Annotated in this window: 6 protein-coding genes; all 6 read left to right on the forward strand. The window is 33.5% G+C overall.

Annotated elements, in window-relative coordinates:
* Nucleotides 1-73: 73 nt before the first annotated feature.
* The 6 genes from ccsA to Q1A73_RS00630 all read left to right on the forward strand — a co-directional run bounded on the left by ccsA (nucleotide 74) and on the right by Q1A73_RS00630 (nucleotide 14,595).
* A complete protein-coding gene (gene ccsA, locus Q1A73_RS00605) occupies nucleotides 74-3,235 on the forward strand; it encodes a cytochrome c biogenesis protein CcsA (protein WP_299600349.1) in 3,162 nt (1,053 codons plus the stop codon).
* A gap of 144 nt (nucleotides 3,236-3,379) precedes the next feature.
* Entirely contained in the window at nucleotides 3,380-4,960 is a 1,581-nt protein-coding gene (locus Q1A73_RS00610; protein ID WP_299600352.1) for a solute:sodium symporter family transporter, read from the forward strand.
* A complete protein-coding gene (locus Q1A73_RS00615; protein ID WP_299600355.1) occupies nucleotides 4,961-7,768 on the forward strand; it encodes a LuxR family transcriptional regulator in 2,808 nt (935 codons plus the stop codon).
* Nucleotides 7,769-8,023: 255 nt separating this feature from the next.
* Nucleotides 8,024-11,041 carry a TonB-dependent receptor gene (locus tag Q1A73_RS00620; protein WP_299600358.1) on the forward strand — a complete coding sequence of 1,006 codons (3,018 nt, stop codon included), beginning with the start codon at nucleotides 8,024-8,026 and terminating at the stop codon, nucleotides 11,039-11,041.
* A 39-nt stretch (nucleotides 11,042-11,080) separates the two neighbouring features.
* A complete protein-coding gene (locus tag Q1A73_RS00625; protein ID WP_299600361.1) occupies nucleotides 11,081-12,517 on the forward strand; it encodes a RagB/SusD family nutrient uptake outer membrane protein in 1,437 nt (478 codons plus the stop codon).
* Between the two features lie 20 nt (nucleotides 12,518-12,537).
* A complete protein-coding gene (locus Q1A73_RS00630; RefSeq protein ID WP_299600363.1) occupies nucleotides 12,538-14,595 on the forward strand; it encodes a PKD domain-containing protein in 2,058 nt (685 codons plus the stop codon).
* The last annotated feature ends 76 nt before the right edge of the window (nucleotides 14,596-14,671 follow it).

Consider the following 14,671-nt stretch of genomic DNA (forward strand, 5'->3'; position numbering starts at 1 on the left):
ATCAAAATAGGAATGTGATCGTATACAATTATCCTTTCAAAAACATTAAATTTGCCGAGCTAAAAAAGTTACAATGCAAAAGAGATTAGCAAGTATTTTATTTTCTACAAGATTAATGGCAATTCTGTTTATAATTTTCGCTGTTGCTATGGCAGTGGGTACATTTTTAGAGGATGGCTATGGAACAACAGCAGCAAGGATTTGGATATATAATACTTGGTGGTTTGAAGCAATTATGGCCTTTTTTATGATTAATTTTTGCGGGAATATTGTTCGTTATCAATTATATAAGAAAGAGAAGTGGGCAACATTGCTTTTACACCTTTCTTTTATTTTAATTCTCTTAGGAGCTTTTATCACAAGATATATTAGTTATGAAGGTGTGATGCCTATAAGAGAGGGAGAAACTACTTCAGAATTTCTTTCAGAAAGAACTTACCTAACTATTTTTTTGGACGGTGAAATAAATGGAGAGCCAAGAAGAAGACCTCTTTCTGAGCAATTAGAACTTACAGAAGCAACAAATAACCATTTTGTTATAAATACCGATTATAACAAGCAGCCTGTTACCATAACCTATAAAGATTATATCACTGGCGCAGAAATGGGCTTAGTAGAAACAGAAGAAGGTGATAATTATCTAAAGATCGTGGAAGCAGGTGATGGAAGCAGACATGAGCATTACTTAAAAGAAGGGGAGGTTTCTAACATACACAATATTTTAGTAGCTTTTAATGTACCTACAAAAGGAGCTATTAACATCACTTATAAGGACGATGAGTATTATATAGAATCTCCTTTTGATGGTTCATTTTTGAGAATGGCTGATCAAAAACAAGGTTTGGTAGTTAAAGATAGTCTACAGCCCTTAATGTTACGGTCATTGTATCAAACAGCAGGAATGCAGTTTGTAATTCCTGATCCGGTAATTACAGGGATATACGATGTGGTTCCTATCGAAGTAAAAGACAAAGGACAACAAGATGCGTTAATTTTGGATGTTACTACTAAGGGAGAAACAAAAGAGGTGAAATTGCTAGGAGGAAAAGGATATGCTAATGATATGCAAAAAGTTTCTCTTGGTGGTTTGGATATGTATTTCAGCTATGGATCGAAGCGATTGGAGCTACCTTTTGCTTTAAAACTTAATGATTTCATTGCTGAGAAACAGCCAGGAACTCAAAAGGTATATAAGTCATTTATGAGCAAGGTTGATATTGTAGAAGAAAATAAAACTCCGGAGCCTTATGATATTTATATGAATCATGTATTAGATCATAAAGGATATCGTTTTTTTCAAGCGTCTTTTGATCCTGATGAAAAAGGAACGGTGTTATCTGTAAATCATGATTATTGGGGAACAAAGGTTACTTATGCTGGATATATGCTATTATATCTTGGGCTCATGTTAATTTTATTTACAAGAGGATCTAGATTTAAAGATCTTGAGAAGATGTTGAATAAGGTAAAGTCTAAAAAGAAAAATTTAGCTATCCTACTAGCATTGGTGACCAGTAGTTTTTCTTTTGCTCAAGAACAAATAGACCATGTAAATCATTTGCAAACGCTACCGAGTAAAGCGAAACTTGATTCTATTATTAAAGCAAATGCTGTAAGCAAGGAACATGCTGCAAAATTTGGAAGTATTGTTATTCAGGATGAGCGTGGTAGAATGAAACCTGTAAATACATTTTCTTCCGAGTTACTTCGAAAGCTTAGCAAAAAGGATACGTATGAAGGATTAACAGCAGATCAAGTATTTGTTTCCATGTTAGAGAATCCATTTATATGGTATAGTATTCCGATTATAGAGATTCAAAGAGAAAATGATAGTATACGTAAGATTTTAGGAGTTTCTAAATCAGAAAGAAGAGTGTCTCTAATTGACTTGGTAGAGCAAGATGGATCGTATAAATTAGATCCTTACTTAGAAGAAGCAAGTAGTACAAGTACGCCGAGTAGTTTTGAAAAAGACTTTTTGAAAACCCATGATAAGTTTTATTTATTAAATCAAGCGCTAGGTGGCGGTATTCTTAGAATTTTTCCTGTACCTAATGACGAAGGTAATAAGTGGGTTTCTGTACCTCAATTAAATGAGTATAAGTTTACGGGGATGGATTCTGTATACACTAAACAGATCATTCCAATCTATATACAGTCGTTACAGGAAGCAAGAAAAACTGGAGATTATAGTAAACCAGAACAGTATATAGAAAGTATTAAATCATTCCAGAATAAGTTTGGAAGCGAAGTAATGCCAAAAGACGAAAAGATACAAGCGGAAATAGCTCTTAATAAATACGATATTTTTAGAACTTTATATCGCTATTATGGATTAACAAGTGTCTTATTCATTTTAATCATCATTTTTGGAATATTTTTCCACAAGAATAAGTTCGTAAAGTTCTTAATACAGGTTTTTACAGGAATTACCGTACTTATTTTTATGATTCACACTTCTGGTTTAATTATTAGATGGTATGTTTCAGGTCATGCTCCTTGGAGTGATGCTTACGAATCCATGATATATGTCGCCTGGGCTACTATGGCTTTAGGATTGGCATTTGGTAAGAAAAGTAATCTTACTGTAGCTGCAACCGCTTTCGTAGCTGCAATTATACTATTTTTTGCACACGAGAACTGGACAGATCCTGCGATCGCTAACCTACAACCGGTATTAGATTCGTATTGGGTACTAATTCATGTGTCTATTATAGTTGCTAGTTATGGACCATTCTTTGTTGGAGCAATTCTAGGAATACTCTCGCTTTTATTGATGGTATTAACCACAAAGTCAAACAAAAAGAGAATGGACCTAACAATCAAAGAGATTACTATTATCAATGAAATGGCTTTAACCATAGGGTTAGTGATGTTAACCATCGGTAATTTCTTAGGTGGAATGTGGGCAAATGAAAGTTGGGGACGTTACTGGGGATGGGATCCTAAAGAAACATGGGCATTAGTGAGTATTATGGTATATGCTTTTGTAATACATATGAGATTAGTTCCTGGTTTAAGAGGTAGGTGGTTCTTTAACTTAATGTCAGTTTTGGCCGTAGGATCGATTTTGATGACTTATTTTGGAGTGAATTTCTATTTAAAAGGGTTGCATTCCTATGCAAGTGGAGATCAAGTTGTAACTCCGAGTGCAGTGTATTATAGTTTTATAGCATGGGCAGTTTTAGGTGCTTTTTCTTATTGGAGATATACAATACACTACAAGAAAGCATAATTTATAACAATTTGTATTTCATTGGTTTATTCGCAAAAAGACCTATACAAAAACTATACATTCGTATTTTTTTAATATAATCTTTAATAGTATTAAATGATAACTGATATTTTTATGGTGTTAACAAATCATTAAAATTATAAAATGGGTATCATTTCTTTTGTAGGTTTCACACTTTTAGTTGCGGTCATTTCTTATTTAGCTACAAGAAAAACAGACGAAACTTCTTCGGATGGTTATTTTTTAGGTGGACGTAGTTTAACAGCTGTTGTCATTGCAGGGTCATTATTATTAACCAATCTGTCTACAGAACAGATAGTAGGTTTAAATGGATCTTCTTATTCAGAAGGGATTTTGGTAATGGCATGGGAGACTTTAGCTGCTATTGCTATGGTGATCACTGCTATTTTTTTATTACCAAGATATCTTAAAGGTGGAATCACTACAGTACCGCAATTTTTAGAAAGACGTTATGATACAACTACAAAAGCTTTTACTTCTGTACTGTTTTTGTCAGGATATGTTGTGGTTTTTTTACCGGTGGTATTGTACACAGGTTCTCTTGCTATCACCACTATGTTCAATGTTCCAGAAATGTTGGGGGTTTCTAAAGATACATCTATTTGGATTTGTGTTTTCGGTATTGGAATTATAGGATCCATTTATGCAATTTTTGGAGGACTAAAAGCAGTGGCAGTTTCGGATACAATTAATGCAGTTGGATTATTAATAGGGGGTATTATGATTCCTGTTTTTGGATTACTAGAAATAGGAGAAGGAAGTATTACTGAAGGGATTAGTGTTCTTATGACATCTCATCCAGAAAAATTTAATGCAGTTGGTTCAAATGAATCATCAATTCCTTTTGCAACTATTTTTACAGGAATGATGTTAGTTCAGTTATTTTATTGGGGAACTAATCAGGCTATTATACAAAGAGCATTAGGAGCAAAAAATTTAAAAGAAGGGCAAAAAGGACTATTATTAGGATCTTTTATAAAAATACTAGGGCCAATTATTGTGGTATTACCAGGAATAATCGCTTTTCATATTTTTAAAGGAGAGCTCACTACTGCAGATGAAGCTTATCCAAAGTTAGTTAGCCGAGTATTGCCTCTTTCTTTAGTTGGTTTCTTTGCTGCAGTATTATTTGGAGCGATCTTGAGTTCTTTTAATAGCGCCTTAAATAGTTCCGTGACACTTTTTGGAATAGATATCTATAAAGAATATTTCAATAAAAATGCAAGTGAAAAGCAAGTGGTAAAAGCAGGAAAAAGTTTTGGTGTTGTTTTAGCAATATTGGCAATGTTAGTTGCTCCTTTTTTAGCACAAGCAGAAAGTATCTTTACGTATCTCCAGAAAATAAATGGATGTTATAGTATTCCTATTTTAACAATTATTGTTGTGGGATATCTTACCAAGAAGGTTCCTTCTATTGCTGCTAAAGTTGGTTTGGTTTCTGGAGTACTATTATATGTGCTTTATATACTTTTAGATGAGTTCGTTTTTATAAATAAAGAACTTCCTCATTTTTTACATGTGATGGCGATTCTTTTTGTGGTTAATATAATTATCATGTTAATTATTGGTAAATTGTATCCTAGAGAAGAGGCGTATGAACAGCAGTATACGAAAGAAGTAGATATTACTCCTTGGAAATATACCAAAGTGGTAGGAGCTGTCATATGTTTAATAGTGATATCTACTTACATCTATTTTAATTAATTGAGTATTAGAAAAAGCATATTTTTAATCCTATTTTATGTACTTCCGACTTTTATAGTTGGTCAGGAGTTACCTCCAATAGAGGTGTATTTGCCCGAAGTTTATGGTGCAGAAACTCAAAATTGGTCAATTTCCCAGGCTGCTAATAAGTATGTTTATATAGCCAATAATAAAGGACTGTTAGAATATAATGGAGCCAATTGGGAATTGTATTCTACACCAAATGAAACCGTAATGCGATCTGTAAAAGTAATAGGCGATCGTATTTATACGGGCTTCTATATGGATTTTGGATACTGGAAAAAAAATAACTTTGGCAAACTAGAATATTCCTCTTTAACAAAAAAACTTCAGGACAAACTTATCGAGGATGAGCAATTTTGGCATATCATTAATCAGGATGAATGGATTTTATTTCAGTCATTAAACAGAATTTATCTTTATAATACTAATACAGAGGAAATTTCATTTATAGATGCTAATCTTACTATTACCAATATATTTAATGTTAATGGAAGTATTTATTATCAGGATGTATCACACGGAATCTATAAGATAGTTAAAGGGAAACCAATACTAGTTATAGATAATCCCGAAATTATAAACGATAAAATAGTTAGTATTTCAAAATATCAGAATGAAATCATTTTACTTACTGCTACTAAAGGATTTTTTACTCTTTCCGGTGATAATATAAATAAATGGGAAATACCGTCGGATAATCTATTAGAGAATACCACAGTTTATAGTTGTACGATACTTAAAGATGGAGGTTTTGTATTGGGAACAATTTCTAAAGGAGTAATGTATTTTGATCCGAAAGGAGAGATTGTTTTTCAAATTAATCAAGCCAAAGGCTTAAGTAATAATACAGTTTTATCATCTTTTGAGGATGTAGAAGGAAACATTTGGTTAGGTTTAGATAAAGGGATTAATTGTTTAAATATAAAATCAGCGGTACAAAGTTTTTATGACGATAAAGGAGTAATAGGAACTGTTTATACAACGATCATTTTTGACGGCCATTTATACTTAGGAACAAATCAAGGCTTGTTTTATAAAAAACTTGATGAAACCGAAGAGTTTAAATTTGTAGAAGGAACCAATGGGCAGGTCTGGAATCTTTTTACGTATGATAACACATTATTTTGCGGACACGACGCTGGTACTTTTCTTATAAATAAAGGTAGTTCTAAATTGATTAGTGAAGTAGGAGGGACATGGATATTTAGAACCTTGCCAAATCATCCAAATTGGTTGTTACAGGGGCATTATACGGGGCTTAGTATTTTAGAAAAAAAGAATGACAGCTGGGGACTTAAACATAAAATAGAAGGCTTTGATTATTCTGCTAGATTTTTAGAATTTTATGATGATAAGTTTTGGATTAATCATGAATATAAGGGACTTTTTCAATTAACACTTGATACTAACTTTACTAGAATACAAACAGTATCTAAAGATACGCTAACACCAAAAGGAAAGAACTCCAGAATAATAACCTACAAAGATGATTTTTTCTATGTTCATGACAAAGGTGTCTTTCACTACAATAAGAAGGAACAAAAATTTAATAAAACCAACATAATTAATGAAGCTTTTGGTGTTCAAAAAGATAATGTAGGGAGATTGGTAAAAGATAATAAAGGAGGGCTTTGGAGTTTTGCAGAAAATGAATTGAATTACATTTTTCAAAGTCAATTTTCAGAAAATTTGGATGCTAAAAAAATACCAATACCGTATACTTTGCGAAAGGAAATGATAGGTTATGAGAATATGTTGCATCTAAAGGATGATACTTACTTATTGGGTACTACAGATGGGTATATCGTGCTAGATATTTCTAAAGTTCACTCAGAAAATCATACTATTATTCTGGAGAACGTAGAAGTAAAACAAAAAGATACCGAATTTGAAAAAGTAGATATTTCTCAAGAAGATCCAATTTTTAGATCAAACCTTAATACAATTTCTTTTTCGTATACCATCCCAGAATATGATAAATATCTCATCTCGAAGTTTCAATATAAACTAGAAGGGTTTTATGAGGATTGGAGTGCATGGACAACAGAGACTAGTAAGGTTTTTGAGAATTTGCCTTTTGGAGAATACAAATTTGTTGTAAGAGCTAAAATTGGTAACGATGTAACTACTGAAGAAATGATTTATGAGTTTACTATCGATAGACCATGGTATTTTTCGGTATTTGCCATTATATTATATTCAATCCTGTTTTTGGCTGCTTTGTTTGCTATTAATAAAGCTTATAATCGATATTATACTAAGCAGAAAGAGAAACTGGTAGAGGAAAATAAAAAACAGTTAGAGCTTAGACAGTTAGAGAATGAGAGAGAGATAATGAAATTGAATAATGAAAAGTTAACTCAGGATATTGAAAGTAAAAATAGAGAGTTGGCGTCTTCGACAATGAGTATTATTAAAAAGAATGAAATCTTAAATACGATTAAAAAAGAACTTCAAAAATCACATCAAGAGACTAATGGTTTAAAAAATGTAGAGCGTATTATTGACAGAAATTTAAACAATAAAGACGATTGGAGACATTTTGAAGAGGCCTTTAATAATGTGGATAAAGATTTTCTAAAAAAACTAAAAGCCAAACATTCGAATTTAACGCCTCATGATTTAAGGTTTTGCACCTATTTAAGGCTCAATTTATCATCTAAAGAAATTGCACCATTATTAAATATTTCTGTGCGAAGTGTCGAAATTAAACGATATCGTTTAAGAAAAAAGTTGGAGTTAGAGCATTCAGATAGTTTGGTAAACTACATCTTAGAAATTTAAGACTACAACATCCTTAAAAATCACCTCAACATTACCTATACTCTAACGTTGTAGTACGTATACAAACTAGATTTTGTTCCGCTTTTTTCAAAAGTCTTCGAACCCTTAACAGCTATTGATTTTACTGCGTTTTATGATAAATTCATAAGATATTATTAAAAAAAACTTCTTTACTGTATGTTTTTTGTTGTGGCTTCTTATTAATGATTTCTTAACATTCGTGGCTAAATTTGAGTAATTCAAAGAAAAAAGCTTATGAAAATTGCATATTTCTTAATTGTTGTTTTTTTGACAACAGTTATAAGTGCTCAAGAAATTAATGTTAATGGGAAGGTAAAAGATGCAACTGGTTTAGAATTGCCAGGTGTGAACGTAATTGTGAAAAACACATCTAATGGAGCAGTTACTGATTTTAATGGAAACTATACACTAAATAATGTTTCCATCGGAAGCACATTAGTTTTTTCGTATATCGGTTTTACAACTCAAGAAATAAAGGTAGGACAGAATTCTGAGATTAATGTAACCATGCAAGAAGATAGTCAATCTTTAGAACAAGTAATCGTTATAGGATATGGTTCTCAAACTAAAAAAGAAATTACAGGAGCGGTTTCTGTAGTTGGTTCTGAAACGATAGAAGAGTTAAACCCTGTTAGGGTAGAGCAAGCGTTGCAAGGACAAGTAGCAGGTGTAAATATTACCACACAATCAAGTTCTCCAGGAAGTGGTTCTACCATTTCTATACGTGGAATTTCTACGAATGGCGATAGTAGACCTTTGATTTTGGTAGATGGTAATGTGATAGAGGATCTAAGTGTTTTAAACCCAAATGATATAGAGAGTATTAATGTACTTAAAGATGCTACAGCAGGTATTTATGGAGTACGAGCCGCAAATGGTGTTATTCTGATAACAACGAAGTCAGGATATAAAAATACAGATCTAAAGTTTGAATTGGATTCTTATGCGGGTTTTCAAGAAACGACTAGAAGATTACCCGTACTAAATGCTACAGAATATGGGGTTATTATAAACGAAGCATTTGCAGCTGGAGGAAGTACACCACCTTTTCCAAACTTTACAGCATTGGGAGAAGGTACTGATTGGCAAGATGAAATTTTTAGAACCGCTGCGATTTCCAATATTAATTTTAACCTATCTGGCGGAGGAAAAAAATCTACATATGCGGGAGGAGTTTCTTATTTATCACAAGATGGGATTGTAGGTGGTTCTGATGCTAATTTTGATCGTTTTACAGGACGATTAAATTATAGTTTAGATTTTGCCAAAAACTTTAAGTTCACAACTTCCGGGATTTTTACACAAACAAATAGAAAAACTTTATTAGAAAATACATTGGGATCGGTATTGTTTAATGCCTTAAATATGGCTCCAACTTTATCTGTTAGAGACGAGAATGGAGATTTTACATTGGCGGAAGGTTTAGGAAATGAAGTTATTAATCCTGTAGCTCAGATAGAAAACACATTCAATAAGACACAAGTAAATAGAATAGGAGCTACATTTGGTCTTCGTTATGATTTTCTAAATAATTTCACAGCAGAATCGAAGTTTCAGTTTAATTATTCCGAGGTAGACGGAAAAGTATTTTCTCCAGAAGTATTTTATGGATCAGGAAAGGTATTTAATGTAGATAGAAGTAACGTTACGGAATTCAAAAATTTCTTTAGAGATTTTACTTGGGATAACTTTTTAAAGTACGAAAAGATATTTGCAGATGATCATGATGTAAAGGTATTATTAGGAATGTCAGTTTTTAAAACAACGGGAACTTTTACAAGTTTCACAGGTTTTGATATTATAGACAATTCTTATTCAAATGCTAATATTTCTCAGGCCTCTGATGTGGTAAATAATTTTCAGAATGGAGGAAATGAATTTGATAGTAGACTCTTATCATATTTTACCAGATTACAATACGGATATAAAGGAAAGTATTTATTCTCTGCCGTTTTGCGTAGGGATGGTTCTACAAAATTTGGTCCCAAAAATAAGTTCGGATATTTTCCTTCTGCTTCAGTAGGATGGGTGGTATCTGATGAATCCTTTCTGAATGATAGTAGTTGGTTAAACTTTCTAAAAATTAGAGGAAGTTATGGAGTTATAGGAAATGATAGAATCGGAGATTTTGGATTTGTTTCTTTATTAAATGGAGAAGGAGCTTACGTAATTAACGATGAGTTATTATTTGGTACTGCAATAGGACAACTTTCTAACCCAGAAATTAAGTGGGAACAACAAAAAACATTAGATATTGGTTTTGATACCAGATTTTGGGATAATAAAATCGATATCACCTTTGATTATTTCAAAAAGCGTACAGAAGATTTGTTGGTAGTTGCACCCGTTTCAGGAATTTTAGGAGTAGCTGCTCCTGGATCAGCTCCTCCTATCATTAATGCAGGTATTGTGGAAAATAAAGGATATGAATTCCTGATTAGTTATAATGATCGTTTTTCTGAAAACTTCAAATTAAATGCAAGTTTCAATTTAACGACAATTGATAATGAAGTAATAGCCGTAAATAGTGATAATAGTTTTATCGCAGGAGGTTCATTTGGAGTAGGACAGGATCCTCCATCAAGAATGGAAGCTGGTAAACCTATAGGATATTTCTTCGGATTACAAACCGATGGTGTTTTTCAGAATCAAGCAGAAGTAGATGCTCATGCGACTCAGGCAAATGCAGCACCAGGAGATCTTAGATATGTAGATGTAAATGGTGATGGAGAAATTAATTCAGATGATAGAACAGATATTGGAAATCCTATCCCAGATGTAACAATGGGATTAAATATTGGTTTCGAATATAAGAATATTGACTTTACAGCATATGCATTCGCATCATTAGGTAATGATATTATCAGAAATTATGAACGTAATCAGCCCTTAGTGAACAGAAGAACAGGGTTCTTAGATCGTTGGACTGGAGAAGGATCTACTAATGAGTTTCCTAGAGTAACAACAGGTGCCAATTCTAATAATTTATTCTCAAGTTTTTACGTAGAAGATGGATCTTATCTAAGAATTCAAAATATACAATTAGGATATACTTTTTCTGATCAATATATGCAACCTATAGGTATCGATAAGTTTAGAGTATATGCTTCTATAAATAACCTATACACATTTACAGAATATCAAGGGTATGATCCGGCAGCATCTTCCGGTGCGCCTATCGGTGGAGGAATAGACCAAGGTTTTTATCCAGTACCAAGAACATATTTATTAGGTGTTAATCTTAAATTTTAGTCAAACATGAAAAAGATAAAGTATCACAAACAATTAATCATGTCCCTAGTATTAATAGGATCTGTTCTTATGGGATGTAGTGATGATTTTGTGGATGTAGCTTCAGAAGATGAGAATTCAGAAGACTTTTTTAACAGCGAAGAGGACTATCAGAGTGCTTTAATTGGAGCATATGATCTATTACAGTCTACTTACATAAATGTCATGTTAGGTGAGATAGCATCCGATAATACATTGGCGGGAGGAGAAAGTGCTACAGATGTACCAGGAATACAGGAGATAGATGATATGATACATACTCCTGTAAATGCACAATTAAGAGATATTTGGAATTGGATGTATGCTGGAGTAAATAGAGCCAATTATATCATGGAGTTTCAGGATAAAACAGATTTTCCGGGAAAAGAAGAGGTGATTGCACAAACCCGTTTTCTAAGAGCTTATTATTATTTCGAATTGGTGAAATGGTTTGGAGATGTTCCTCTTGCGATAGATAAAAGAATTCTATTTGGAGAAGAAACTGAAATAGATCGCTCTCCAAAAGAAGATGTATATGTACTTATAGAAGAAGATTTGTTATTCGCTTCAGAAAATCTACCAGCAGTTCAATCAGAAATCGGTAGAGTAACACAAGGTGCTGCAAGAGCATTACTGGGTAAAGTCTATTTGTTTCAGGATAAGTTTAGTGAAGCTGCAGATGTTTTAGACTTAGTAATCGCTGGGCCATATGATTTAGTAGATGATTACGATACTATTTTTGAACAAGAAGGTGAAAATAATATAGAATCCGTTTTTGAAGTTCAGTATACAGATGTCGAAGGAGCAGGTTTTGGTTGTTTGCAGTGTAGCGAAGGGAATGTAGCAGTTGGTTTCAATGGAATTAGAAATTATTCAGGACCACTATTTGATTCTGGTTTTAGTTTTAATATACCTACTCAAGAAGTTGTGGATACTTTCGAAGCTGGCGATATAAGGTTAGATGTTGCTATCCTGGATATTGATGCTTGGGCAGCAGCACAAGGGGCTACTTTTTCTACAGGTTTTGAGCATACAGGATATTATAATAGAAAATACATTGCACGTCAGGGAGATTTGAATACAGGAGATGCTAATCTTACCAATCCTAATAACTATAGAGCTATTCGTTTCGCAGATGTTCTATTAATGGCAGCAGAAGCACATAACAGAAAATCTCCAAGTAACGATGGTATTGCACAAACCTATTTGAATAGAGTAAGGACAAGAGCACAACTAGCGGGTGTAACTGCTACAGGAACTTCGTTAACAGATGCTATCTATCAAGAAAGGAGAGTTGAGTTAGTGGGAGAAGGGCATCACTTTTTTGATTTGGTAAGAACAGGACGCGCGGCTACAGAAATTGATGGTTTCGTTACTGGAAAACATGAGGTTTTTCCAATACCATTGATAGAAATACAATTAGCAGGAAATAGATGGGAACAAAATCCAGGATACTAAAAAAATAAAATGATAAGAAAATGAGATTATTAAAATTTATACCAATACTAACGATACTTGCATCTATTTTTGTTGGATGTAATGATGATGATATTTCTTACGCATTTGAAGGAATATCAGCACCTACAAATGTAAATGCAGTTTTTGATATTACACAAGACGATACTGGATTGGTTTCGATTACACCAAGTGCTACAAGTGCTTCTTCTTTCGAAATATATTTTGGTGATACGGATAATGAAGAAGCTACTGTAATATCACCAGGAAGCACTGCTGAGCATATTTATCAAGAAGGAACATATACTGCTAGAGTAGTAGCTGTTGGAGCAACTGGACTTACTAGTGAGTTTTCGCAAGTAGTAGTAGTATCTTTCAGAGCACCAGAAAATTTGGTAGTAACCTTAGATCAGGATACTGTTAATCCTGCAATAGTAAGAGTGAGTGCTAGCGCAGATTTTGCTACTTTGTTTGATGTGTATTTTGGTGATGTTGAAAATGAGGAACCAACAGTAATAATGCCAGGTGAAACGGTTGAACACACCTATGAAAACCCTGGTGATTATACCGTAAGAGTAGTTGCCAGAGGTGCAGGAGCAGCTACAACAGAAACTACACAACTAGTAACCATAACAGCAGCTACAGATCCGGTAACATTGCCAATAGATTTTGAATCATTTACTATTAATTACGGATTTACAAGTTTTGGAAATGCAACTGCACAGGTTATAGATAATCCTAATCAATTGGATATTAATACTAGTGCCAGAGTTGGACAATTAACGAAACCAACAGGAGCTGAAGTATGGGCAGGAACATTTTTGCAATTAGAAAACCCAATAGATTTTTCTACTAATAAATTATTTAGAGTAAAAGTATTTGCTCCTAAAAGTGGAATTACGGTAAAACTTAAAGTTGAAAATGCAACAGATGCTAGTATTGGTTATGAAGTTGATGTTATAAATACCGTTGCTAATGAGTGGGAAGAATTAGAGTTTGATTTTAGTGCAATTGATACCAATAATGAATATCAAAAGGTGGTGATTTTCTTCGATTTTGGAGTAGCAGGTGATGATTCTGTATACTTATTTGATGATGTTACCTTAACAACAAATATGACAGCAAGTATAGAGGGAGTATGGAAACTAGCACCAGAAGCTGGGGCTTTAGGTGTTGGACCTGCTCCAGGAGATACAAGTTGGTTCGCTTGTGATGATGCATGTGTTGCTGAAAGAGCTTGTTATTATGATGACTTGTATGTATTTGACACCGATGGGACATTTAGTAATGTACTTGGTGATCAAACTTGGATCGAGGGATGGCAAGGTGGAAGTGATGCATGTGGAACACCTGTAGCTCCTTATGATGGAAACAACGTAGCGACTTATACTTACGATCAGGCAGCTGGTACTTTAACAGTAAATGGAACTGGCGCTTATATCGGTTTGCCAAAGGCTAATAATCAAGGAGAACTTCCTAATGTAGCAGTGCCCTCTTCAATTACCTATAATATTTCCTTTATTGATAATAATACAATCAGTGTCATTATAGAGTCTGGAGCAGGTGTGTTTTGGCAATATAGATTAATTAGAGAAACGTATTCCACGCCAATAGAAGGAGTATGGAAATTAGCACCAGAAGCGGGAGCATTGGGAGTTGGGCCAGCTCCAGGAGATACAAGTTGGTTTGCTTGTGATGATGCCTGTGTTGCAGAAAGAGCATGTTATTATAATGATTTATATGTTTTTAGTGCAGATGGTACTTTTAGTAATGTATTAAATGGCGAATCTTGGATTGAAGGATGGCAAGGAGGATCCGATGCTTGTGGTACTCCTGTTGCACCTCATGATGGATCAAATCCTGCTACATATACATATGATCAAAGTGCTGGAACAGTAACAATTACAGGAACCGGAGCTTATATAGGTTTAGCTAAGGCAAATAATCAAGGAGAGCTTCCTAACGTAGCAGTTCCTGGAGCTATTACCTATGATGTTACATTCCCAGATACCAATACAATGTCTGTAATTGTTGAAGCAGGTTCTGGGGTATTTTGGCAATACAGACTAATACGCCTTTGATCTCTTATATCAAAAAAATAAATATCAGTTGTTTTTAGAGTTGATATAGAGGATTAGAAAGAAAAAATAAAAAGAT

Origin of the sequence: uncultured Aquimarina sp. (assembly GCF_947492115.1) — a bacterium.
Classification (GTDB): domain Bacteria; phylum Bacteroidota; class Bacteroidia; order Flavobacteriales; family Flavobacteriaceae; genus Aquimarina.

What these genes read in the sequence shown, in the direction of transcription:
- ccsA (WP_299600349.1), top strand. Translation starts at nt 74, where the DNA reads ATGCAAAAGAGATTAGCAAGTATTTTATTTTCTACAAGATTAATGGCA.
- Q1A73_RS00610 (WP_299600352.1), top strand. Translation starts at nt 3,380, where the DNA reads ATGGGTATCATTTCTTTTGTAGGTTTCACACTTTTAGTTGCGGTCATT.
- Q1A73_RS00620 (WP_299600358.1), top strand. Translation starts at nt 8,024, where the DNA reads ATGAAAATTGCATATTTCTTAATTGTTGTTTTTTTGACAACAGTTATA.
- Q1A73_RS00625 (WP_299600361.1), top strand. Translation starts at nt 11,081, where the DNA reads ATGTCCCTAGTATTAATAGGATCTGTTCTTATGGGATGTAGTGATGAT.
- Q1A73_RS00630 (WP_299600363.1), top strand. Translation starts at nt 12,538, where the DNA reads ATGAGATTATTAAAATTTATACCAATACTAACGATACTTGCATCTATT.